Source organism: Nostoc sp. (genome assembly GCF_036917515.1).
Classification (GTDB): Bacteria; Cyanobacteriota; Cyanobacteriia; order Cyanobacteriales; family Nostocaceae; genus Nostoc.
In genome coordinates, this window is the sequence record NZ_JBALDE010000079.1 from 1 (window position 1) to 22,030 (window position 22,030).

The window sequence follows — 22,030 nt, forward strand, 5'->3', positions numbered from 1 at the left end:
AATTGATGAATGGTTTTCCAGCTTCTCCGATTCATTTGTCTATAGCTAGCTAATCTTCTCCTATTTTTCTTCCCCGAAGGTAACAAAAGAGGGATCACCTGCTATTCCTCCAAATCGAAATTTTTTTCGAGCGCTTACAGCAGGGTGAGTATGACCATCCTTTATATTTGGCTATGGCATTGGAGAATCTGACCAATCAGGCATGGGATGAAGTTGACCGGGTGTACCCAAATTTGTGACAAAGCTTGCTCTTAAAGATAGGCTGGACTCGATTAGTAAAAACTAACATCATTGCGTTTGCGATCGCACTTTCCTCTGATCGGTGCGATCGCATTTTTCGTTTTGCCTTGGAACAGGCAATAGAGGCTGATAGACTACGTTGTGAAAAGCAATTGGGCAATGCAATGAGTCGTAGAGGCGGCCACTGACGTACAACTTGGAAAAATCACTGGCATCACGGGCAAACTCAAAATATCCGTGTGCCGATCACTTTGGCTACTGCAATTCTGGAGTACGCCAAAGCAATTGATTGTGGGCTACTAGTCCCATTGAGCTCCGATCAATATCAACAAATCATTTTGCTGGCGATTGACTCTTTTGTTGAGAAGCGTAAAGCAGAATTCCACCCCAATCAATACAGCTGTACTGCTTCAACTACTACGCAGCGCTGGGATGAGCTACGACGATTCAGGACTGCGATCGCGAATGGTCACGCTGCTGACGGATTAACTTTTCAATCTCCTGAGGTGAGTGTCCGTCACTAATCGCAATCTCAACATCCGCTTTTTTGTTTTTTGCAATCACACTATTGACACTGCCAAGATAACGGCGGTGAATCTTGCGGCCCTGCATCCAGCAGTACCGATAATACCAGTACTTATGAGAGCATCTCTCAACCCAGTATTCCTCAATCCAGTGGGTATCGTGTTGGGGGGCAGATTTTAAGGTATCAGTTACAACTTGCTCCCCAACATTTTTACACGGAGATTCCGATTCTAAGATTTGCTCCCCAACATTATGACTATTTTGGGCGACAGTTTCGAGTTCATCCCAGAACGGATCGTAAGCGTAAACGGGAGTAGGCGGTGAAGTCTTAGTAAAAGCTTCTAAATCAAAAAGTGTAGGTTGGTTCATAATCAGACTGGTTATTATGGTCGCTGCTCCTTTGGGGGCAGTTTTTTTTTATGCAGTTATTTCCTAGTAATCTCTTGGTAGGTTGCTAGAGAACCAAGATTTTAAAAGTTCGATAAATCCAGATGAATCAAGCAAGTTGTCTGCCCAATAACACTCACGTAAACAGCTAATTAACCATGCTTGAGAATCACGAATTTCTTGATGGCCACCACGAAGAGCAAAGTGCTTTAAAGCGTTGCGAACATCTTCAATATCAAACTCAAATAAATGTCTAGTTGTTCGTTTATTAGGGTCAAAGTATATTTCATACTCAGCACAAACTGTCAGTATTTCGTGTTGCCTTTCTAACTCTAGAGATTCGGCTGTAGTTGGAGTAATACTATTGCTGCTGCTGTTATGCCCGTTTTCAGCAGAAATGTCATTTGAGGGCTGTGAATTATAACTGGAGTTATGGTTTTGTAACTTTTTTGCTCGCGGTTTTTTCGGTGGATTTAACCATGTGATTGGTCTAACAAGTAACTTGGTTCTCTTCCAAGAATATTGTTTGATTACTTGTAAAACACGGCATGATACCAGTATTTCAAATATTTTTTTCAGGTAATTGTGAGCATAAGGTTTACCTCTATTCTTGGCTACCCAGAGGTTAAATTCTGATAAATCTGGCTCTATCTCGCTGGCTATTTTACCTTGCCTTATTAGCCACTGCCAAAGGATTTTTGCAGCGGGTGGAATATGATGTTTGTAACAGTATGCCTCGTGTTCTTCTGTCCACAGAAGATTGTTTTTAAATGAATTTTGTGTCATGATACTATTGCTATTTATTTCAGAGAGCCACCATGATCTGCTAAATCTTCTGGTGGCTTTTTGGTTTTTTTAAGACCGCTTTTGGTTCAACCAGTGATCATCGGGAAAGCCGGAATCTGCTTCAAAATCAGCATGATTACAGCCCGCCACGCCGAAAAAAGAAAGCCCATTTTGTTGGGTAAGGGCTGTGCTACATCACCGGCTCTACTTTTATCCGTGTGCCAGCACAGAGGCACAAGGGATCTATTGTCAGGGTTTAGGGCAAGAGCAATGTAAATGGTTTGTCTCTTCATTGGTCATTGGTTGTTAGTGGTAGCACTCGACTGTTGCCGCCTATTTTTAAGGCTTACCGCCATTCGGTGGATATTTTCTTCCAGCTGGCACGACTTAATTACCTGTGGCAGTCCATCGATGAGAAATGCCACGATCGCTGCTAATTCACTCGCCTCTAAGTCCGGTTCCAGGCAAGATATGTAATCTACAAGCTTAGAAAGTTTCTTGATGATTAAACTTGTCACCAGGTACATATCTTGTGAGTCAGGGTTTTTGTTAATCATTTGTCATTTGTCATTGGTCATTTGTCATTGGTCACTTGGCGATCGCACCCACCACCCCAAACTCCAAACCGCGATTGCTCACAATGCAAAACCGCTCTAGCCACAGTGGGCAGAACGGTTTATTTAACTTCTATTACGTTATTTTCGTTATCTTCCTGAGTTACCAGATGATAAATGTCGCTTTTTATCTGGCTTGTCTCTTCCTTAAATTGATTTTCAGCTTCTTCACTTTCTCCCAGCCGCGCCTTTAGCCGAGCTTGATGAGCATGAACGTATTCTAAATGCCGCTTCTCTAAAGCTTCCAGGCGCTCTATGATTTTCCCAGCAGTTGTGTCCCTGATTGGGACGAGCTTCCAATCTGGATTTCCCCTGTAGCTATCTTCTCTATTAACGCTGATCTCGATAGTCCCATTGCCTTGGCTTTCTTTTGCAACTCCTCCCACGCACTCTGACTTAGTTTGAGTCCCACTGTCGTTACGTCTTCCGCCGATTTTTTCGTTCTTCCCATTTACAGAGTCCATGTATTTCCCTCCATTTTACATGAGCAGAATAATTAAGCATGAGCAAAATGCTTGACAAAAATTCTGCTTATGCTTAATATATATTATGTATTCTGCATTAGCAAAATACTTTCTAAGCTCCCCCCTCACCTTTGCCATTGAGCCTGTGAGGGCATATTCAGGAGCAAGCACCCGCGCCATTGCCTTGTGCCCCAGCGCGGAAACACCCTCAATCACCAAGGAGCGGAGTACTGACACGCGTTGTCTGTGCGGTGATATTTTGATGTCTGCACATTTACTAAAAAACAAAATGATAACCACAGTTCAACAACTAATTGAGAAGTTGCAACAATTTCCAGCTGACTCAGTGGTGACTGTAACAACCGCTGCCGATGATCAGGAATTTTTGATCATTGAACTCAAATCTGAAGATAAGTCCGTGAGCATCATCGTCGGCGAAAGCGTAGACGACGAGCCAGAGGAGGAGGGGGAATGATTATTCGAGAACTGATTGAGAAGCTGCAAGGATTTCCAGATGATGCGGAGGTAGTCCTAGAAGACGATTTGAAGGAAACATTTTCTATCGACTCAATAGGCATTGTTGAAAACAAAGTGCTGATTAAACTCGAAGGAGATAACGACGAGAGAAACAGGCTTGAGGAGGCAGAGGAGGAATAAGTAATTGAAAAGGCGATCGCCTATCCTCCTGATCAGAACATTTTAGATTTATTCCCCTCGGGGATACCGTTGCGCGATCCGTTTCCCCTGGAGCGAGCCACCGCGCCAAATGGTGAAGAGATAGGACTATGGATTATTGACTTAGAACGCCTGAGCAGCCTTCAATTCAATTGTCTTGCTCAGGTCATTGCCATTGAGTCTAAAGCTTCACCAACTGATGTAGCAAGTGATGCGCGAGCAAACGGTGGCTTTGCGACATCGATATCGAGGAGCAGCGCCTGGAGTCTCAACTCAAGGCACTGGTCAATGATGAGCAGTTCAAAACCTACAACCAGGTTTTTGACGGGTTTAATTTTGGTCTGAGAAGCCCGGCTCTTGAGTCGGATTTACCCGTTTGAAGCGTTTCTCAGCAATGGCAAACAGTTGATTGAGCGAGAGGTGAGGGAGGTGAAGAAAAAACAAGTCACTCGTGAAAATGGTAAATCCGTGGTGAAGTTCCTACCCGGTGATGTCAAACGGATTAAACGTAACCGTTCGCGTGATGCTTTCAAGCTGAGGTTAGGTATGGGAACCGTCCTGGAGCAATCCGGCGACAAGTAAGTTGAAAAAGGAGCCGGTAGCGCCCTTTGTCGAATGAACTTCTGGCAGCACGTGATCACCAAAATTGAGGTTGATGGGCGGCTACCTGATAATCGCATAGCTAACGAGATTGCTGCTTATAAGGAAAAGCTCAAAAAGAATGTTGACGGTTCTGGCAAACAACTGCTTAACGGTAAGCACTTGCAAAACAAGTTGATGTCCAAAGTTGCAAATATGTTGTTTCGGGAATTATCTAGAGCGATCGCAAAACCATGACTGAAGATTATCCAGTTTATGCTCGGCTTTCTGACCAAAAATTAAGCCAAATCACGGGACCCATATTTGATCCTGACGACGATGACGAGGATGACAATCAAGGGAACTTAGATTTATTACGGTGAGTGCCCTAACTGTGCTAATGGTCAAATATTTATAGACCCAGAGGATTTTGAAGAACGAATTGCTTTTTGGATTGATTGCGGGTACGTGATCAATTTAGAAGAAATTCATTAAGTAATGCCAAACCCCTACATTACTGTAGGGGTTGTTAATCATCCAACAACTTATTAGAGTGAAGAAGAAAGACCATAATTGCTATCGTTGAGAATTGCGTAGGCATAGCCCGCCGTAGGCATCGCATCCTCAAAGGAGCTAACCTCAATTAATGCCACCACTGGCCCTTTCATCGCGATCGCTCAAATTCATACTTCAATTATGCAACGCCAAAAATTAAGGCACTAACGCCAACACTCCCACTGGAGAACCAGAACCACCACGTAACCTCAGAACTGCGATCGCTAAAGTAGTACCTTTAGGTGGCAGTTGATCCAAGTTTGTCAGATTCTCTAACACAATGCGCGGTTGTTCTAAAACTAGACGATTAATCGCAAAACTGTTATCCTGTCCGGGGTCTACACCATGAGTATCAATTCCTACCCCAGCGATTTGCCGTTCATCCAGTAAAAATTGAGTCGCTTCGCTACCAAATCCGGGAAAGTGGGGAATCCCTTGAGCATCATGATTAAGAAATGCACTTTTATCCAACCACTTTTTTTGCCAACCAGTATTCAGTATAACTACGCAACCACCAGAAATTTCACCGTATTCTACTTCCCAAGCCAAAATATCAGCAATAGTCAGTGCATAATCAGGATTAACTGCTGTAGCTTGACAAACATTTATGACCACCGCAGGTAAAATTAAAGACTGGGCTGGGTACTGGTCAATTCCCACCGCAGAACTATGAAAACTATTAGGGGCGTTGATATGGGTAGCACTATGTTCCCCCAAAGAGAAACGCCGCAGGTAATAGCCATCATTATTTAGTTCAGCCACAGTTTCAAATTCTACTGTGGGATCTCCAGACCATTGGGGAATATCTACGTCAATTACATGACTTAGATGGATAACGCGTGTGTAGGTGATACTATTTTGACTTTGCGGTTGTATCATCCCAGCCTTCTATTTTATATTATACTCAGGTATTTATTTTTTAAGGTGCGTAGGTGTAGCTCGTTGTGTACATCCTCTGGGTTGGGCTACGCCTACGCAAAGCTAATACCACCATTACAACGTTTTATAAACCTAATTCCCTATACTAGAAGAAATAATCCCCCCAATTCCTGTAAGTTTTAGGTTATTGAGGGGGTTCAAATGTTGCAGCAAAAAGTGAGTTGATCTAAGTTAACAACTATTAGGTTAATTTTTGATTAAGCTTAGATTAAGATTAGATAACTCTAGAAATTAAATATGCGTTATCCAGAACCCCTGTAGAGATGTAGCAGTGCTACGTTTCTACATTTTTTTCACTTATATCTCTATTGTGTGATATCTAGGTTGAGGGTTCTTGCTTTAGTGGAATCATCACAACAAACTCAGCACCTTCTCCTGGTGCTGAAATACACTGAATTTTTCCACCGTGTTTTTGGACTATAATTTGGTAGCTAATTGATAGTCCCATACCCGTGCCCTTACCCACAGGTTTTGTAGTGAAGAAGGGATCAAATATGCGTTTGCGTACTTCCTTAGTTATGCCTGGGCCATTGTCAGCAATTCTAATGATTACATGGTCTTCTTGAATGAGGCTGCGAATGCGAATTTGTGGAAAAGTCATTTGTCTTTGTTCGCGCAGCGTCTTTTTTGGGAGAAGTTCTGATCGCCGGAAGCCTCCGCTCAGACTTCTGTGTTGGTCATTTATCCTTTGTTCAGTTTTGTTTACTAATGACAAATGACTATTGATAAATGACTCTTCCAAGACATCGAGCGCATTTGTCAACAAATTCATAAACACCTGATTCATCTGTTCGGCGTGACAGACTACTGGTGGTAGATTGCCGTAGTCTCGAATTACTTGGATTTCGGGATGTCCTGGTTTGGCTTTCAGGCGATTTTGCAACAGCAGCAAGGTGCTATCCATACCTTCATGAATATCCACTGGTTTGGTACCGTCTTCGTCAAGGCGAGAAAAATTGCGTAAAGATAGGACAATCTGCCGAATGCGTTCGGCTCCCATGTTCATAGAATCGAAAATTTTGGGCAAATCGTGGCTGATAAAGTCTAAATCAATGGTGTAGATTTGTTGATCGATTTCTGGTGTTGGTGGGTAGTAGTTCTGTTGATAAAGTTCTACCAAGTGCAGCAAGTCTTTGATATATTGACGGGCGTGATTAATATTGCCGTAGATAAAATTGATAGGATTATTTATTTCGTGGGCAATACCTGCAACCAACTGTCCTAAACTGGACATTTTTTCAGTTTGAATCAGTTGCGTTTGAGTTTGTTGAAGTTCTAGCAGTGCTGCTTCTAGTTGCTGGGCTTTGTCTTGAGCAGTTTGGGCAGTGATGCGACTTTGAGTGTAAAGTTTAGCTTGATCAATAGCGATCGCTAATTGAACTGTAACTGCTTGTAGTAATTCTACTTCGTTATTCTGCCAAGAGCGAAAGCCACTATAATAACCACAGCTAAATGCACCAATTTCGCCAGATTGGGTGTGTACGGGCAACGACATAAAGGCAGTGAAACCAAAATCCTGCAAAAACTGCTGTGCTATGGAATCGTCTACAGTCTCAGCACGATCAATACGGATGATTTCTCCGTTCAAGGTTTTGGCTGCGATTAGTTCGATTTCGGCATTAGTTGCTTCTGTGTGGTTAAGCAGACAGGGTAAAAAGGAATTTTTCGCCTCATATACTCTTTCCCAGTAGGGTACATCAGCGTCTTGCCGATACCAAAAGAAGACGCAGCGATCAATTTGGAATAAATTGTGAATCTCCTGCACTGCGGTTTCCACAATGTGATTGAGATCCAAAGAAGCTCGAATCTGATTAGAAAGACGATTGAGGAGTGCTTCTCGTTGGGCGCTTTCTTTGGCTTGGATGTTGTCGCTGGTGTTGCGGATCAGAACTATGATTTGCTGGTCTGGTAATGGTAATAACCTAGCTGCAAAATTTTTATTTTCTTGTGGTAAAGGTAAGGTATATTCAAAACTGACTTCATATTGAGTTTCAAGTACTTGATTTATTGCTTGGTAGAAGCGATCGCCTACAGCAGTCGGTAAGCATTCTCGTAAACTCTTGCCCTGACAATCTTCTGGTAAAATATCCAAATTCTCTATCTTTGCTGGCTTGTAATCCAGAATACTTCCATCAGCATCAAGACGAAAGTACACATCAGGAAGCAGTTGCAAAATTGCTGCAAATTCTGATGTTTTTTGGCGTAACTGTGCTTCAACTGCTTGGCGTTCTGTAATTTCAGCTTGCAGTTGCTCTAATGCTTTTGCTAATTCTGTTGCCCGCTCTCTACCTGTAATTTTACGTAAGCGACGAGAGGAATTTGTCGATGGCAAGTAGCTTTCTGTTAGGGAAGGTTGACTTATCCCTATCGGCACTTCTGTTAGATCGATACAATATGTTAGATCGATACAATAACCGATGTAACCGACAAAGCTACCATCTGCTGCAAATCGTGGCGCGGCTGTATCTAAAATCCAGCGATATTCGCCATCAGCTCGACGCAGGCGATATTGCCTCTGGAAGGAATCATGCGTCGCAAATGCTCTCAAGTATATATCTTCGCACCGCTGTCTATCTTCTGGATAGACGCTGCCAGTCCAAATATTGCCTATTTCCTCTTCTGGTGCAGGTGCAGACGCGGCTGTTGTTAGAAGTGTTCCAGTAAATTTCAGCCAATTAGAATTGAAGTAACAGTAAAGTGCATTGCATCCAGACATCCAAATCATCAGAGGAGCAATATCCGCCTGCTGACAAAATACTTTTTCATCCTGTTGTATTTCTTCCTCTTCAACTATGATTTGTTTAACGTAGCTCTGCACCTTTTTAGAAAACACTTTTGCCTGCCTGCTCTGCCTAAATTATTAAGGTAATAGTCTGAAAATATAATTCTTAATACATGGATATAATCTTGTTTATGCCAACCTGCTAACGATCTTAATACTTTATTTATTTTTATATATGCAGCAATCCCTCTTTTCCTGTAAATTAATTGAAAAGATGCTGAAGTTACCATTAAGATTAACTCCAGCCTTTTTTGTGAAATTTAAACTATCTAGATATCAGTCATCTTGTTTGACTTTGTTGATTTTTAGAATCACCGATCAATTTATCTTAGCTATATAATTGCATTCCTCAACAACCCAATTTATCTTTACGGGAACTCTATGATTCTCTGGACAGGCGTTTACATCTTTATCATAAATTCACAATAATCAAGATTTTTATCCCAAATAAATATTGATTTTTTATCAAGAAGAATTCAGTATGAATTAAAATCTGGCTGATGGCTCTAACTTGCTTAAAATCAGGGGTATAAAAGAGTTTGATTGCTACATCTGTATTAAGCAGTTTTCAACCAATAATTGGTATAAAAACCAACTTTGTTTATTTTTAATCCTGGATGATGATCGATGTATTATTTTTTACTGTTCACAACAAAACCCAATTTTTTAAAATTGTCTTGACTAGTCAAAATGCCTTATATAGCAATAATCCTATCTGAGTTATGAAAATGGATGATGAGGAACTGTCTTCTCTACAAGATACTAAGTGTACGCGCAGCATCTCGTAGAGAAGTATGCCAAGAAAAAGAGAACAAAAACACAATTCACAAATCTCACGAATGATTTAGGATTGCTATAGCAAAATCGCAAATTAAATGAGAGAAATGCTAAATGTGATATCAACTGGTTGCAACAATGGCTGGTAATTGCATTTTATATGTTATAAAGCTCACAGAAATTAATGTTAGGCGGAAACTATTTTATGGAACCAGATCAACTGGGCCGTTTTAAGGAGTACGGCGAATTCATCCTCCGAAAGATAGATTCTGTGCCCCAGTACCCTTCTAAACAAGAAGATTGGGTTCCAGCTAGTCTTGATGACTGTCTTCTTCGTTTGCGATCGGCTGCCCAGAAAACTGTAGACCTGGCAACTTCGCCTGTCAAAATTGGTGTAATGGGGGAATTTAGTAGTGGAAAAACCTTACTTTTAGGCAGTCTAATTGGATATGCAGATGCTTTGCCAGTCAGTGAAAACCCTACTACAGGTAATGTTACCGCCATACATATTATTCCGCAAAACGATTTTGCAACCACTCAATTAAGTAACTTTACAGTAGAGTATCTTTCTCATGAAGGAGTACATGAGTGTTTACGCTTCATGCTAGGGGAAGCCAATAAACGAACGACAGCAGCAGGGCTTCCTCCGATACCAGTATCAAAACTCAACTCTGGCAACGATATTATTAGCTGGTGTGAAGAAGCATGGAATAGCAGTAACAATTTAGAGCTACGTTATTTACTGAGAGAGTTGGTACTATTCCTACGGGCTTATCAAGCTTATGGGGAGGTTATGTGTGGTGGGCATTACCAAATTGATGCTATCACCGCTCGTCAGGGGCTACAGCTCGTTGAACAGCCAATGGCAATCCAAACTTTGAAATTTGAGGATCTACCTCCAGCGCATATCCGATTACCGAGTCCACCCCAGAGGCTACCAACAAAGTTATTGCAAAACAGCTTCCCACTGATCCGTCGCGTAGATATCGATGTGAAAATCTCACGAGAAATTTGGGATTTTGCAGATGCAGCTAAATTTATTCTCATCGACTTTCCGGGATTGGGGGCTGCTAATTCGGGGGCTAGGGATACCTTTTTGTCATTGCGGGAATTGGCAGAAGTACAGACAATTTTGGTATTGCTAAATGGTAAATCTCCTGGGAGCGATCGCGCCAATAAAATCTTCACGATGATGCAGCAGCAGCGACCGGGACAAGACCTGAAAGATTTAATTCTCGTCGGTGTGGGTCGCTTCGATCAACTACCTCTAGATAGCGAGGGTGGCGAAAGGGAACTCGATCAATTGATTGAAGATAGCTCATATTTGCAGGAAGAAACGGTTCTTCAAAAACTCAAAGTTCTGCAAACTACCATTGATGGCGCACAAGCATTTACAACTCAAAAAGACCGCATCGTTTTACTGTCGCCACTATTGGGATTGGCTGAATTGGCAAAACGTTCTAGTAGCGTGAAAGCTGGATCGCCAGAGTTTTTGACTAACTTGGACTATCCTGATTATCTAGATCGGTCTATACGGCTACAAGATAAATGGGAGCTATTAAGTAAACATCTGTTAGAATCTAACACCCGTAGCTATTTGGGCAGACAGTTGGGTTACTTTGTTCAAGATGGGGGACTTAGTAAGCTGCGGGAATTGATTCAAACTCACGTAGCTACTCATGGTTTGAAGCAACTGTATGAAGATACTAAAAGAGCTGCTGATGTGGTGAGTCAGCAACAAGATTACTTGAAAGACATCATAGATGAAATTCACGAGCAAGGCATCCCCACAGGCGATAGTCCCGCTTTTATTAAATTGCGTTTTTTGGTCGAAAGCTTAGATAAAATCTACAGAAATTTCCAAAAAGATATTGGCAAAGAACCACTCAAAGACCGACGCGGTGTTGTTGTCAGCGATGTAGTAAAAGACGAACTTACTTTTAAAATCCTCAATTGGAACCAGTGGACTTTACTCTTCAACAAAGCCAATAATGGAGCGATCGCTCTGGCAGAATCTAAAGGTGCAGCTGGGAAATTATTCGATCGAGGGAACCGTGTAAATACTTCCCTTCCGACTAAAAGTGATGATTTTTATCCAGTATTTGAAAAAACCGTTAAAGAAGTAGAATATTTTGCCCGCGATCGCATTCATCAAGCAGTGGTAGATTTATTGAACCAATTATCAAATTATATTGCCCCAGAACGCGAACAATTGCAGGCATTTTTCCACCCAGAAATGGAACAAGAAATTGAAGAAAAATTTGGTTTTGAAGACGCGGATCTGTTTTACAAATTATTACTAGGATGCAACCCTAATGAATGGAAAGAAGCAATTATCGCTGAAATCAGTAGTAAAGATAAAACCGTTGTACCCGAAATTATCTTTCCTTTAGCACGTCAAGATGATAAACACAACGTTGGTCAAATCTTTGATTGGGCACCAGAGAAAAGCCAAGGCTTACCTAGATCGAGCAATCATCAACTTTTAGTACTGCGGCTGCGAGATGAAATTACTACTAGTGCCAGCCTGCATCTTGTGCAGTATGTTAGCGAAGTTAATCGGCAAATTAATTCTGAACTAGAAGGTATTTTGGATCAAATTATTCCTAGTCTACAAAACCTATCAAAAAAAGAAGCTTTGTTGAGATATTTGGCAGCTGGGGAATTGCCATCTGAGATCCAAATTCCTACTTGGTTACAGATTATTTCCGAAATTGCTGCTGTTTCTTACTCAGGTTGATTTGAAATCAGCCAACTCACAAAAGGACTGATTGCGATCGGGTAGGAATATGAGGATGTGTTTGTGAGACGTGATGCGATTTTTTATACTATTTTCAAGCGTGTTCCAGGGTTGCTTTTCGAGTTAGTAGAACAGCCACCAGCTGAAGCTGCTAGCTATCGCTTTGAATCAGTTGAAGTTAAAGAACCAACATTTCGGATTGATGGGGTATTTTTACCTCCACCGAATGCAACATCTCAGATAATCTTTTTTGCTGAGGTACAATTCCAAAAGGATGAGTTACTATACTATCGCTTTTTCTCAGAATCCCTGCTGTATATGTATCGCAACCCGTCGCTTTACGATGACTGGTACGGAGTAATTATTTTACAATCTCGCAGCTTGGAACCACAAAACACTACTATTCACAGATCGCTACTGAACAGTTCTCAAGTACAACGGATTTATTTAGATGAGTTAGGTAGTCCTAATGAGCAAAGAATAGGTATTAGTTTGATGCAATTAACTATTGCCTCAGAGATTCAAATAGTGCAAGAAGCGAAACGTTTAATTGAGCGGGTGCAACAAGAACAGATAACTATTTTAGCTAAGGAGGAGATAATAGATGTAATTACAACAATCGCAGTTTATAAATTTACCAACTTAAGTCGTGAAGAGGTAGAGACAATGTTAGGAATTAAGTTAGAAGAAACTAGGGTTTATCAAGAAGCAAAACAAGAGGGACTAGAACAAGGATTAAAACTAGGACTACAACAAGGGCTACAGCAAGGACTAGAACAAGGACTAGAACAAGGACTACAACAAGGACGAGAACTAGCAAAACTTGAACTTGTACCTCAGTTATTAGCTAGTGGTATGTCGATGGCAGATGTTGCCCAATTACTTAATTTAACCATCGAACAAGTAAGGCTTGCAGCTCAGTAATCACAACAATTACTGATTATAAATTTGCAAACTTAAATAGTGAAGAAGTAGAGGTGATGTTTGAAATTAAGTTACAAGAAACTAGGGTTTATCGAGAAGCTAAAGAAGGAGGACGACAAGAAGGACTAAAACAAGCACTAGAAGAAGGAACGAGAACAAGTAAAACTTGAACTTATACCTTGGTTCTTAGCTTATGGTATTTCTATAGAAGAAGTTGCCCAGTTACTTAATTTAATTATCGAACAAGTCGAACAAGTAAAGCTAGCAACTGAGCAAGAATCTTCAACATCAACTTAATAACTGCTGCAATTTTCATAGCGATGCCTAATTTGGGCTATGCCTACGTCCTTTCTATATAAAAGCGTAGCCCTACGTAGATATTGCACCAAAAAAAAGCCAGTGCTAAAGAGAATCAGTGGTACAAGACCAAAGATTCTCTAAATTTGTAATTTTATGATACAACATTACAGTTTTTAGCCAGGTATAAAACAAAAAACAGAAAGTGATACTATAATGAACCCTTTTCAACTCAACAAATATAGCGAGCAAGAACCAAGTGAGAAACTACAAAAAAGATTTCCGGGATGGTTTGCTTTAGATTTTGGTACGTCGAATTCGACAGTGACACTTTTCGATCCAATTGAAGTACCGATCGCAGAAATTTTACCCAAAGAACAAGAAATGCGGTTGCGCGATCGCTTATCACAATGGTTAAGTTCTCCCGCCTCAGTCGCTTTACCAGATGTCAGTGCTGATGATTGGGCAAAATTTATCACAGAAATTAGTAGAAACCTGGAGATAGAACCCAGCCAATTGAGTGAAGTATTTGAAAGTGATAATAAAGAGCGATTTTTAGAAGCAATTCGCCAAATTGAACTTTCTTTAGGAAACAGCGAGAGATTCCGCCGGGCTGTCAGCAAAAAACTTTACCAAATCTATCATCAGGTGTTCCGCGTCCCTACTCTAGAGTCGCAAAATCTGATCCCAGTTGTGTTAGATATTGATCGCCGCGATACAGAAATTCCCAGCGAGTCGGAAATTTCGTACTTAGGGAACTTAAAACTGCGGATGGGTAGAGAAGCTAGAGATAACCGAAAAAAAGCGATCGCTCAAGGTACAAGCGGTTCTTTAAAAGAAATTATCAGCAGGTTTCACCATTCACCTAAACGCTATTTTGGTCAGCAGCGATCGTTTTCAGTTGTTTTAGATGGTGAAGAAGAAACAATTACCGCTAACCAACTAATCCAATCTGCTTGGGCGCATTTAATCGAGTTAACTGAAGACTACCGCCAACACGCACGACGCAGATTTTCTGAAGGAGATTTTTTAACAGCAGTTGTCACCTACCCTACTGTCGCCCCACCAGTTGTTCGCAAGGAAGTTAGGGAATTAGTTGAGCAGTTAGGAATTGATGATGTACAAACTGCTTATGACGAAGCCATTTCTGTGGCAATATTCTTTTTATGGCGAGAATTTGGCGGTAATCTCAATATTGGGATTGAGTCATTCAAAACTCGTTGTCGCCAAGTAGGAAACAAATGGTCACAAAATGTCCTCGTCTTGGATATTGGCGGGGGAACTACAGACTTAGCTTTAATTGAACTGACTTTAGAAGATAAAACCCCAGCTTTTACTGATTATGAAGACCGAGGTTTAGGAGGACGTTATTATAAACTTACCCCCAAACTATTAGGTTCATCTGGTCATTTACAGTTAGGTGGTGAGTTAATTACACTGCGAATTTTTAGATTATTAAAAGTTGCGATCGCAGACTTTCTGTTGATAGCAGTAACGATCGGCGATTTAGAAAGCGAAAAGCTAGAAGATTTAATTAACTCTGAATTAAACGAGCGTTTCTTAGAACAAGGTAAATTCAAAACTGGCAGTCTTTTAAAATGTCTGGATAAAGAGAATCCAGAAGGCGATATTGCTTACAAAGATGCTCTTGACACTGCTGAGAAAGTATTGCCCACTCGTTGGCAACAAGCACCTCAACGTCTGCAATCCTTTTATCTCCTCTGGGAATATGCAGAAGCAGCTAAACTAAAACTTGGGCAAAAGCCACCAGCAGAGAATTCTCTATTAACATTCACACTTTCTGAGCAGCAAATTTCTGAATTGCTCATCCAAAGTACCGTTAAATTGCAAGTCAAAGATCCAAATAATATCTGCATCACTCTAGACAACCAGCAATTTGAACGAGCCGCCGCTTCAGGAATTAAAGAAGCGATCGGAATTGCCCAAGGATTAATGGAAAGTCGTTTGTGTCCCGATGATATCACCAAAGATTCTTGGAATCCCCAAAAAGTTGATTGGTTAATTTTATCTGGAAAAACTTGTAATTTAGACATAGTGCAGCGCCAAATTTATCAAGAATTTAGTAAGTCTCCATATTTTGTCTGGAATCCAGAACGAATTACCTTTGTGTTGGAATTTACTAAGCTAGCTACCTCCGCCGGTGCTTGCTATGCTGAGAAATTGCGAAGATTGAGATTTGATCCAGAAGAGTCTAAAAGCTTGCTGCGTAAGGGAGCCAACCAGCTAGAAATTGATGTCAAAAACCTGTTTTATTATTTACCCTGCAACTTCAAACGCAAAACCCAAAGCAACGATTTACTAACTATATTCAAAGCTGGACAAGAACTTTATCAACTTGCACCTTGGGAAACTGTTGCTAAAGTTCGTACTCATTGGCAAGGTATACAATTAACTAATATTATCTACCGTCAGGACTACGAAGAAGGAGATTTACGACTTTGGGGAAGCTTTGACGGCAAAAATCTGATGAATCAACTGGAAATGTCAGAAGTAGAATTTCTGAGAAAAATCAAAGTCCAGTTTGAAATTGACCAAACCCTCGAATTTAACGTATTGCTTTGTCAAGGAAATCCTCATTACTTAATTGATATTTCTGGCATTGATTTAGAATCGGTAGTTTCAGAAAATTCTGCACTATTTGCTGATGGTAAATTAAATTGGAATATTGCTGTAGAACGCTTCAATAAAGACTTAAATGATGGTGATATTGCCGTCAATGTTATTGAGTCAGCAACTGTCGATCAACCAGATGCTTATCATCTTGTATTTGAAGTTGGAAATGATGGTAGCAGAACGTTTCATAAATTTCACTATTTGCGCGATGGGGTGACGCAACCAGGAATTGGGTTAATTAGTAATCCCTTACCTCCATTCCCCCAAACTGGACAGCACACTTTCTATGTTTATCAAACAGATGCTGAAACCAACAGCAAAAAATGGATCAGAATTGGTGCACTCAGCAAACCAGATGTAACCACAGATTACCCTTGCCAATATCGTGTAACTCTCGACGATCGAGGTATTCTAAGGATGCACGCTGGCGAAGTGCCTTACTGGACATCACAAAATCAAGAATGCTTACAGGAGGAAGGATGCGTTTATCGTGCTGAATTAGAGTTACAACCTAATGAAGTTGATAAAGAACGCGATCCCTTTTGCGGCATACATTAATTGCATTAAACCTCTGCGTTGAAAAAACTAATATTTTTAAACAAAAAGGGGCGCAGAAGTTTGCCAAGCTTAATTCGCTACGAATCATATATAGGTAATATTTGGAGGTGATATTCATGCAGCACTTGCGTCAATTATTAGAGATAGAAAACTCAGAGTTAGCCCAATTACTGCGGTTTAGTTTGTATGGACTAGAGGCTACTTTGAATCAGGCTCGTACAGAATTGCCACTAGATCCAGGATCTAAAATATGTGATTATGTGCTGCAAGAACTTCATAGCCTGTTGCAACCTGCACCCCCACAGCAAAATACTGATTGGGAAGATGCGCCAGATGAGTTAAAACTAAGTCACCTGCGAGAAGCTTTTAATTCTGACACAGAACTCAGTTATTATCTGGGTAATTCCCAACTGCAAAGCCAAACAGATTCAGATTTATGGAATGAGATTCAACGCAAACTGCTGCGAGTCCCAGAAGATTTAGCTGCAACTTGGCGATCGCGCACTCTAAATTTAGCTCAAGAAGTTGGTGCGATCGCAGATAATTCTAACCTTTATCAACTTCCTTTTATCCGTGATGAAATTATCTACCCCGGTCTTAATGGTACTGTTCAAGCTCAAGGACTGAGTTTGTATCAACAACCACTTTCAAATCCTCTAGTTACTCAAGGTAATGCATCTGATTTACCAGCGGCATTCCTATTTTTATATATGAATTTTATCGAAATAGACCCAGATTTACATCATGCTTTAAAGAGCGTTTTTAGCTTCGATGTCATATCCTTACACTCCAAACCAGAACAGCGCGATCAATATATTGATGCTTTAAGCGATCGCTTCCAACGCACCCAAAAAGCTGAAAAAAATACCGATCCCCTATCAATTCTCCGTGCCTGGATTGACATGGACGAAGCAATACATTCTTTAGTGTTCGTACCACCGGCTGAACGCTATTCTTGGTGGGGAAAGCTACAACATGAATCACGGCGCATTTTAAAGAAAGTCGCTGATGAAGCAATTAATGCAGGTAGTGAAGTGCGAATTCGCCAATTATCGGGACTTTATGCAGATATCTGTGCTGTATCCAAGGATGACTTACAACTAGACTGTGGTGGTATTCCTGGCGAAGTCTTAACTTGTCTTCGAGTATATGCGCGAATTAATCAAGAAGAATCTCCAGGTCGTGTAATATTTCGCTCATCAAGGTAGTTGCTGGTGAGTTTTTTAATTCTTGAGATTACGAGGCAAGGCAGACAATTTTACTAATCCTCGCCTTACCTCATAATCTAATGAAGGTAAAAACGTTTAAATCTAAAGGATGCCCCAGAAGTGTAAAATTCCTTGACCAGAAAACACTTCAAGTATAACAGCAGATAAAAAACCGATCATTGCAAAACGACCGTTCCAGTTTTCGCTCTGAGGAGTGAAGCCCCAGCGCAAAGCATTAGGATCTTCTGAAACCGAAGGTGTAGTCTTCTTAACGTTTGCCATAAATAACACTCCGAGCTTTTATGTTGTAACAGTTATGACTGCATGTAAAGTAATGTAACAGATTTTTACAAAATTGCAACATAAACTCAGGACACAATTTAGTTAAAGACTATTTATATTATATTTTGTGTTACAATTTATACAAAAATATGATTAAAAGCCCTCTACGATATCCTGGTGGTAAGTCGAAAGCAATAAATCAAATAGTTGAATATTTACCAGAAAGCTTTTCAGAATTTCGAGAACCTTTTGTGGGTGGTGGTTCTGTATTCATTTATTTCAGACAAAAGTTTCCCGATCTCAAAATTTGGATTAACGATTTAAACCGCGAACTCTTCTTATTCTGGAAATTTGCTCAATCTGATATAGTTCAATTAGTTAAAGAAATTCGCCATATAAAAGTAAAGTATACAGATGGCAAATTATTGTTTTTAGAATTGACCAGTGTAGATGTCAGTACACTATCTGATTTAGAAAGAGCTATTCGTTTTTTCGTCCTTAATAGAATTACTTTTTCTGGAACTGTAGAATCAGGTGGTTTTTCCCAAGAAGCTTTCCATAAAAGATTTACTGATTCTTCAATAGAACGACTCGAAAAGTTAGAAAATATCTTATCAAAAAACGTCCAAATTACTAATTTAGATTATAGCTATCTATTGAAATCAGAGGGTAAAGATGTATTTTTATTTTTAGATCCACCATATTTTATTGCTACAAAATCAAAGCTATATGGTAAAGATGGTTACTTACACACTTCTTTTGAACATCAGAGATTTGCTGAACTTTTACAACAATGTCATCATCGCTGGCTAATTACCTACGACAATTCAACGCAAATTATAGAAAACTTTCAATGGGCTAATATTTCAGAGTGGGAATTACAGTATGGCATGAATAATTATAAACAAAGTGGTGCAGCTAAAGGAAAAGAGCTATTTATTACTAACTATGAAGTTCAACGGAATTTAGACAAAATCGCATCTTCTATTGCATAGTCCAGCAACCACGGTACTGCAAACTGCTGCGGTTCTTGAGGTGAATAAGTTCGCTGCCAATCAATAGTTCGCCGTAATGCTTCATCTAACGGCACAATTTCTTTATATCCCAACTCTTGACGGATACGAGTCGAGTCTACAAACCAATCTTGCTCTGTATTGAGAAGCAACTTCCACTCTGTTGGTAACTGGCTTTTGGGTACGATAACAACTTTACCCTGCCATCCTGCTATTTTCCCGATTTTGGTGATGCGTTGAGCTTCAGTAAGTGCTTCGACATCAGCGACATGATAAATACGATTAGTCGCGCGTTCGTTTGTTGCTGCTAGTGCGATCGCATACGCTACATTCTCAACATAGCCATAAGAGCCACGCCATCGAGCGGTACTGTCTTCTAAAACAATTGCAGGACGCTTATCATCCATCCGCTGAAGATAGGAATACAGGCGATGTCGGATATCTCTGGAACCATATACCATTGGCAAGCGTATAATCGTTCCAGGTAAGTTGGATGCCATCACTACCCGCTCCACCAGAATCTTTTCATAATCAATTGGCACATTAATAGGTCTAGAGGGCATTTCCCGGTATGGATAAAGTTGTTGGCGTAGGAGCGAATCTTCGGTAAGTGGTACAGGCACAATATCAGATTCCTTACTCCAAAGCACGTCGTATGCACGATACACATCCATACTACTAATTACAACAACACGCTGGGCAATATCCTCAAATGTGTTTGTTAAAGTTAGTGCATCTTGTTCGTTATAGGCAATCATATCTACCACAACTTGAGGCGCAAGCTGCTTAAACTTGCTTTTCATCTCTAAAAGATGGGAGCGATCGCCCAAAATTTCATGCACACCTGGTGGTAAGTTAATTGTAGTTTTTCCCCGATGAAATACGCTCACTTGATGACCCATTGCAATCAGTTGACGGACTACAGAAGGGCCAATAAAATTTGTGCCACCAATAATGAGTATTTTCATTTTGGTTTCCATACCATTACTATTTGTCGATATTAGAGTTGTTTGCAGATTAAATAGATGCAGATGTTTTCAAAATGATACTGTCAATTAAACCGTAAGCTTTTGCTTCTTCAGCACTCATGAAAAAATCACGTTCAGAATCTAGTTGAATCTGCTCTAATGATTTACCAGTATTGGCAGCGAGTATTGTGTTAATTAATTGGCGGAAATACAAAATTTCTTTGGCTGCAATTTCAATATCAGATGCTTTTCCCTGAGCGCCTCCTAATGGTTGATGAATCATAATTCGAGCATTTGGTAGAGCATATCTTTTACCCTTAGTTCCAGCAGCAAGCAAGAATGATCCCATTGAAGCAGCAGTACCGATGCATACAGTACATACTTCTGAACGAATTTGATTCATGGCATCGTAAATAGCCATTCCTGCTGTCACCGAGCCTCCAGGACTGTTAATATACAATGTGATATCCTTGTCTGGATCTTCAGCATCAAGAAATAGCATTTGGGCAACGATGAGGTTAGCTGTCTCATCTGTAACTTCATTTCGCAAAAAGATAATTCGCTCTGCAAGTAAGCGTGAATAAATGTCTAATGCTAGCTCCCCTCTTTCTGATTGTTGAATAATCATTGGGATGCTGATTTGAATTTGAGAATTCATATTTGATATCTCCAAGTAAGATAAAATTTTTATTCAAAACATAGTTTTTCATAAAATGCTTATGCTATTTTTTGAATAATTAGGATTTTTATAACTCCTCAAATCTTCCCATCTCACCAAGACGAATTGTCATAATTTCAACGGACGTAATTGCTTTGTGAGGTCCATTCTGGGTATGAGCAGGCGTAAACCAAAATGTTCCTGCTTTGCATTCACGTCCAGCAGTTTCAATAGTTCCATTCAAAACATAAACATATTCATCACATGGATGATAGTGAACTGGAATCACTGTGCCAGCAATCATTTTTAGTCTATGAATTGAACCTTTTGGCACTGGTTCAGCTAATGGCAATAATTTTGTACCTGGAACAGACTGAAACTCAAACCATGTTTCAGCTTCTGTATCAACAAAAGTCTGCTTATTCATATTGAATTTTCCAAAAGCTCAATTTAATTTAGCTTGGGTAATATTCGTCTGCTTTGAATTTAAATGTAGATATGACGTGCAATATGTGAATTACCATTTTAATTTGTGCAGAGTGTAGCTAAGATTTGCGGTAGTTTTTCATGTAAACTGTAGTTCCATCCACCATTGATAAAATAACTAAAAACGATACTATCTAATGCCTCATATCTACCAACAGGTATTGATGAAAATACAGTGCTACGATTTGGTATTACTGTCTGCATCCCTGCCTTAGACTCATGGATAAATTTGCCTTGCCACGGTTGAGAAAGTTCCATTGGTTCATTGAGCTTGATGGCTTTTTGAATCAAACCTTTATGTTCGAGTAGAAGTTTCGTACCCCCAACTACGGGTTGGATTGTCCAGGTAACAACTGAAGGTTGGCACATCATACTATCTTGCCAAGTGAATGCCAGTCGTCTTGGCTCATCGAGTTCAATTACCTGACAGTCTATTTCTCCCTCTAACCCTGGCAGTGTAGAATGCACAAATCGAAATTTGTGTCCCAAACGCGGCTCAAAGTCGTTTTCCATTAGCCATACTGCCAATGCCTCGCGGTTAGTAAGTACCTGCCAAACCCGTTGGGGAGGATAGGGATAAAACACTTCCATATTCAATCGGAGCATGAATTTTCCTCCAAATAATTGCCAAGGGCATCGAGTTTTTCTTGCCAAAACTGCTCGTAATCAGCAATCCATTCAGATATCTGTTTCAATGGCTCCGGGTTTAGCCGATAAAAACGCTGTCGCCCTGCTTTCCGCATTTGTACTAAGCCTGCTTCGCAAAGAATCTGTAAGTGCTGAGAAATCGCTGGCAAACTCATGGCAAATGGCTGGGCTAGTTCTTTGACTGGTTGCTCACCACTACGTAACAGATCCAGTAGCGCCCTGCGTGTGGGATCTGCGATCGCCACAAAAACATCCGCACTGGCAGCAGGTCTACTCATTCCTATTAACCAT

Annotated in this window: 25 protein-coding genes; 12 read left to right on the plus strand and 13 right to left on the minus strand. The window is 40.4% G+C overall.

The features are described from left to right. Positions 1-245 precede the first annotated feature (245 nt). On the plus strand, positions 246-428 hold the full coding sequence (locus V7K89_RS09435) for a hypothetical protein (RefSeq protein ID WP_335186501.1): 183 nt from the start codon (positions 246-248) through the stop codon (positions 426-428). A gap of 259 nt (positions 429-687) precedes the next feature. Here V7K89_RS09435 and V7K89_RS09440 read toward each other — a convergent pair whose 3' ends face one another. From V7K89_RS09440 to V7K89_RS09460, 5 genes are all read right to left on the minus strand, one after another. Further along, positions 688-1,134 (minus strand): DUF4102 domain-containing protein, encoded by a 447-nt coding sequence (locus V7K89_RS09440; RefSeq protein ID WP_335186503.1) that lies wholly within the window; start codon positions 1,132-1,134, stop codon positions 688-690. Between the two features lie 63 nt (positions 1,135-1,197). Continuing rightward, a complete protein-coding gene (locus V7K89_RS09445; protein ID WP_335186505.1) occupies positions 1,198-1,938 on the minus strand; it encodes a hypothetical protein in 741 nt (246 codons plus the stop codon). A gap of 86 nt (positions 1,939-2,024) precedes the next feature. Further along, positions 2,025-2,231, minus strand: coding sequence for a hypothetical protein (locus V7K89_RS09450; RefSeq protein ID WP_335186507.1), 207 nt, complete (start codon positions 2,229-2,231; stop codon positions 2,025-2,027). Positions 2,232-2,234: 3 nt separating this feature from the next. Continuing rightward, positions 2,235-2,495: a hypothetical protein gene (locus tag V7K89_RS09455; RefSeq protein ID WP_335186508.1), complete on the minus strand. Its 261-nt coding sequence runs from the start codon at positions 2,493-2,495 to the stop codon at positions 2,235-2,237. A gap of 119 nt (positions 2,496-2,614) precedes the next feature. Beyond that, positions 2,615-3,016 carry a hypothetical protein gene (locus tag V7K89_RS09460; RefSeq protein WP_335186510.1) on the minus strand — a complete coding sequence of 134 codons (402 nt, stop codon included), beginning with the start codon at positions 3,014-3,016 and terminating at the stop codon, positions 2,615-2,617. A 289-nt stretch (positions 3,017-3,305) separates the two neighbouring features. On the opposite strand from V7K89_RS09460, the gene V7K89_RS09465 reads away from it, so the two are divergent. From V7K89_RS09465 to V7K89_RS09490, 6 genes are all read left to right on the plus strand, one after another. Continuing rightward, entirely contained in the window at positions 3,306-3,491 is a 186-nt protein-coding gene (locus tag V7K89_RS09465) for a hypothetical protein (RefSeq protein WP_335186512.1), read from the plus strand. Continuing rightward, positions 3,488-3,673 (plus strand): hypothetical protein, encoded by a 186-nt coding sequence (locus V7K89_RS09470; protein WP_335186514.1) that lies wholly within the window; start codon positions 3,488-3,490, stop codon positions 3,671-3,673. Before V7K89_RS09465 ends, V7K89_RS09470 begins: the two co-directional genes overlap by 4 nt. 69 nt (positions 3,674-3,742) lie before the next feature. Continuing rightward, on the plus strand, positions 3,743-4,036 hold the full coding sequence (locus V7K89_RS09475; RefSeq protein WP_335186516.1) for a hypothetical protein: 294 nt from the start codon (positions 3,743-3,745) through the stop codon (positions 4,034-4,036). Between the two features lie 12 nt (positions 4,037-4,048). Next, positions 4,049-4,273 (plus strand): hypothetical protein, encoded by a 225-nt coding sequence (locus tag V7K89_RS09480; protein ID WP_335186518.1) that lies wholly within the window; start codon positions 4,049-4,051, stop codon positions 4,271-4,273. Positions 4,274-4,306: 33 nt separating this feature from the next. After that, a complete protein-coding gene (locus V7K89_RS09485) occupies positions 4,307-4,528 on the plus strand; it encodes a hypothetical protein (protein ID WP_335186520.1) in 222 nt (73 codons plus the stop codon). Further along, a complete protein-coding gene (locus tag V7K89_RS09490) occupies positions 4,525-4,653 on the plus strand; it encodes a hypothetical protein (protein WP_335186522.1) in 129 nt (42 codons plus the stop codon). The genes V7K89_RS09485 and V7K89_RS09490 overlap by 4 nt, the downstream gene beginning before the upstream one ends. A 328-nt stretch (positions 4,654-4,981) precedes the next feature. On the opposite strand, the gene V7K89_RS09495 is transcribed toward V7K89_RS09490, so the two are convergent. Together V7K89_RS09495 and V7K89_RS09500 are read right to left on the minus strand one after the other, a co-directional pair. Continuing rightward, the gene (locus tag V7K89_RS09495) at positions 4,982-5,704 is read right to left on the minus strand and encodes a cyclase family protein (protein WP_335186524.1); all 723 of its coding nucleotides are present in this window, start codon (positions 5,702-5,704) and stop codon (positions 4,982-4,984) included. A gap of 379 nt (positions 5,705-6,083) precedes the next feature. After that, positions 6,084-8,597, minus strand: a complete 2,514-nt coding sequence (locus V7K89_RS09500; protein WP_335186526.1) for an ATP-binding protein — start codon at positions 8,595-8,597, stop codon at positions 6,084-6,086. A gap of 931 nt (positions 8,598-9,528) precedes the next feature. Here V7K89_RS09500 and V7K89_RS09505 point away from each other — a divergent pair. The 4 genes from V7K89_RS09505 to V7K89_RS09520 all read left to right on the plus strand — a co-directional run bounded on the left by V7K89_RS09505 (position 9,529) and on the right by V7K89_RS09520 (position 17,684). Then, positions 9,529-12,063: a proteasome protein gene (locus tag V7K89_RS09505; RefSeq protein ID WP_335186528.1), complete on the plus strand. Its 2,535-nt coding sequence runs from the start codon at positions 9,529-9,531 to the stop codon at positions 12,061-12,063. A 63-nt stretch (positions 12,064-12,126) separates the two neighbouring features. Beyond that, a complete protein-coding gene (locus V7K89_RS09510; protein ID WP_335186530.1) occupies positions 12,127-12,987 on the plus strand; it encodes an Rpn family recombination-promoting nuclease/putative transposase in 861 nt (286 codons plus the stop codon). Between the two features lie 513 nt (positions 12,988-13,500). Further along, positions 13,501-16,476: a molecular chaperone gene (locus V7K89_RS09515; protein WP_335186532.1), complete on the plus strand. Its 2,976-nt coding sequence runs from the start codon at positions 13,501-13,503 to the stop codon at positions 16,474-16,476. A 116-nt stretch (positions 16,477-16,592) separates the two neighbouring features. Further along, positions 16,593-17,684, plus strand: coding sequence for a hypothetical protein (locus V7K89_RS09520; protein WP_335186534.1), 1,092 nt, complete (start codon positions 16,593-16,595; stop codon positions 17,682-17,684). Between the two features lie 102 nt (positions 17,685-17,786). On the opposite strand, the gene V7K89_RS09525 is transcribed toward V7K89_RS09520, so the two are convergent. Next, the gene (locus V7K89_RS09525; protein WP_335186536.1) at positions 17,787-17,966 is read right to left on the minus strand and encodes a high light inducible protein; all 180 of its coding nucleotides are present in this window, start codon (positions 17,964-17,966) and stop codon (positions 17,787-17,789) included. Positions 17,967-18,115: 149 nt separating this feature from the next. Here V7K89_RS09525 and V7K89_RS09530 point away from each other — a divergent pair, with 149 nt between their 5' ends. Then, positions 18,116-18,961: a DNA adenine methylase gene (locus V7K89_RS09530; RefSeq protein ID WP_335186538.1), complete on the plus strand. Its 846-nt coding sequence runs from the start codon at positions 18,116-18,118 to the stop codon at positions 18,959-18,961. Here the strand turns inward: V7K89_RS09530 and V7K89_RS09535 are convergent. The 5 genes from V7K89_RS09535 to V7K89_RS09555 form a co-directional block, all read right to left on the minus strand. After that, positions 18,922-19,947, minus strand: coding sequence for an NAD-dependent epimerase/dehydratase family protein (locus V7K89_RS09535; protein WP_335186540.1), 1,026 nt, complete (start codon positions 19,945-19,947; stop codon positions 18,922-18,924). The genes V7K89_RS09530 and V7K89_RS09535 overlap by 40 nt on opposite strands. 49 nt (positions 19,948-19,996) lie before the next feature. Further along, positions 19,997-20,605, minus strand: a complete 609-nt coding sequence (gene clpP, locus V7K89_RS09540) for an ATP-dependent Clp endopeptidase proteolytic subunit ClpP (protein WP_335186542.1) — start codon at positions 20,603-20,605, stop codon at positions 19,997-19,999. An 88-nt stretch (positions 20,606-20,693) separates the two neighbouring features. Further along, positions 20,694-21,032 (minus strand): cupin domain-containing protein, encoded by a 339-nt coding sequence (locus V7K89_RS09545; protein ID WP_335186544.1) that lies wholly within the window; start codon positions 21,030-21,032, stop codon positions 20,694-20,696. 98 nt (positions 21,033-21,130) lie between these two features. Further along, on the minus strand, positions 21,131-21,697 hold the full coding sequence (locus V7K89_RS09550) for an SRPBCC family protein (RefSeq protein ID WP_335186546.1): 567 nt from the start codon (positions 21,695-21,697) through the stop codon (positions 21,131-21,133). Further along, positions 21,685-22,017 (minus strand): ArsR/SmtB family transcription factor, encoded by a 333-nt coding sequence (locus V7K89_RS09555; protein WP_335186548.1) that lies wholly within the window; start codon positions 22,015-22,017, stop codon positions 21,685-21,687. Before V7K89_RS09555 ends, V7K89_RS09550 begins: the two co-directional genes overlap by 13 nt. Positions 22,018-22,030 lie beyond the last annotated feature (13 nt).

Excerpts from the sequence above, each read along its gene's own strand:
- V7K89_RS09440 (WP_335186503.1), bottom strand. The coding sequence starts at position 1,134 with ATGAACCAACCTACACTTTTTGATTTAGAAGCTTTTACTAAGACTTCA.
- V7K89_RS09445 (WP_335186505.1), bottom strand. The coding sequence starts at position 1,938 with ATGACACAAAATTCATTTAAAAACAATCTTCTGTGGACAGAAGAACAC.
- V7K89_RS09450 (WP_335186507.1), bottom strand. The coding sequence starts at position 2,231 with ATGAAGAGACAAACCATTTACATTGCTCTTGCCCTAAACCCTGACAAT.
- V7K89_RS09455 (WP_335186508.1), bottom strand. The coding sequence starts at position 2,495 with ATGATTAACAAAAACCCTGACTCACAAGATATGTACCTGGTGACAAGT.
- V7K89_RS09460 (WP_335186510.1), bottom strand. The coding sequence starts at position 3,016 with ATGGACTCTGTAAATGGGAAGAACGAAAAAATCGGCGGAAGACGTAAC.
- V7K89_RS09465 (WP_335186512.1), top strand. The coding sequence starts at position 3,306 with ATGATAACCACAGTTCAACAACTAATTGAGAAGTTGCAACAATTTCCA.
- V7K89_RS09470 (WP_335186514.1), top strand. The coding sequence starts at position 3,488 with ATGATTATTCGAGAACTGATTGAGAAGCTGCAAGGATTTCCAGATGAT.
- V7K89_RS09485 (WP_335186520.1), top strand. The coding sequence starts at position 4,307 with ATGAACTTCTGGCAGCACGTGATCACCAAAATTGAGGTTGATGGGCGG.
- V7K89_RS09490 (WP_335186522.1), top strand. The coding sequence starts at position 4,525 with ATGACTGAAGATTATCCAGTTTATGCTCGGCTTTCTGACCAAAAATTA.
- V7K89_RS09495 (WP_335186524.1), bottom strand. The coding sequence starts at position 5,704 with ATGATACAACCGCAAAGTCAAAATAGTATCACCTACACACGCGTTATC.
- V7K89_RS09505 (WP_335186528.1), top strand. The coding sequence starts at position 9,529 with ATGGAACCAGATCAACTGGGCCGTTTTAAGGAGTACGGCGAATTCATC.
- V7K89_RS09515 (WP_335186532.1), top strand. The coding sequence starts at position 13,501 with ATGAACCCTTTTCAACTCAACAAATATAGCGAGCAAGAACCAAGTGAG.
- V7K89_RS09520 (WP_335186534.1), top strand. The coding sequence starts at position 16,593 with ATGCAGCACTTGCGTCAATTATTAGAGATAGAAAACTCAGAGTTAGCC.
- V7K89_RS09525 (WP_335186536.1), bottom strand. The coding sequence starts at position 17,966 with ATGGCAAACGTTAAGAAGACTACACCTTCGGTTTCAGAAGATCCTAAT.
- V7K89_RS09530 (WP_335186538.1), top strand. The coding sequence starts at position 18,116 with ATGATTAAAAGCCCTCTACGATATCCTGGTGGTAAGTCGAAAGCAATA.
- V7K89_RS09535 (WP_335186540.1), bottom strand. The coding sequence starts at position 19,947 with ATGAAAATACTCATTATTGGTGGCACAAATTTTATTGGCCCTTCTGTA.
- clpP (WP_335186542.1), bottom strand. The coding sequence starts at position 20,605 with ATGAATTCTCAAATTCAAATCAGCATCCCAATGATTATTCAACAATCA.
- V7K89_RS09545 (WP_335186544.1), bottom strand. The coding sequence starts at position 21,032 with ATGAATAAGCAGACTTTTGTTGATACAGAAGCTGAAACATGGTTTGAG.
- V7K89_RS09550 (WP_335186546.1), bottom strand. The coding sequence starts at position 21,697 with ATGCTCCGATTGAATATGGAAGTGTTTTATCCCTATCCTCCCCAACGG.
- V7K89_RS09555 (WP_335186548.1), bottom strand. The coding sequence starts at position 22,017 with ATGAGTAGACCTGCTGCCAGTGCGGATGTTTTTGTGGCGATCGCAGAT.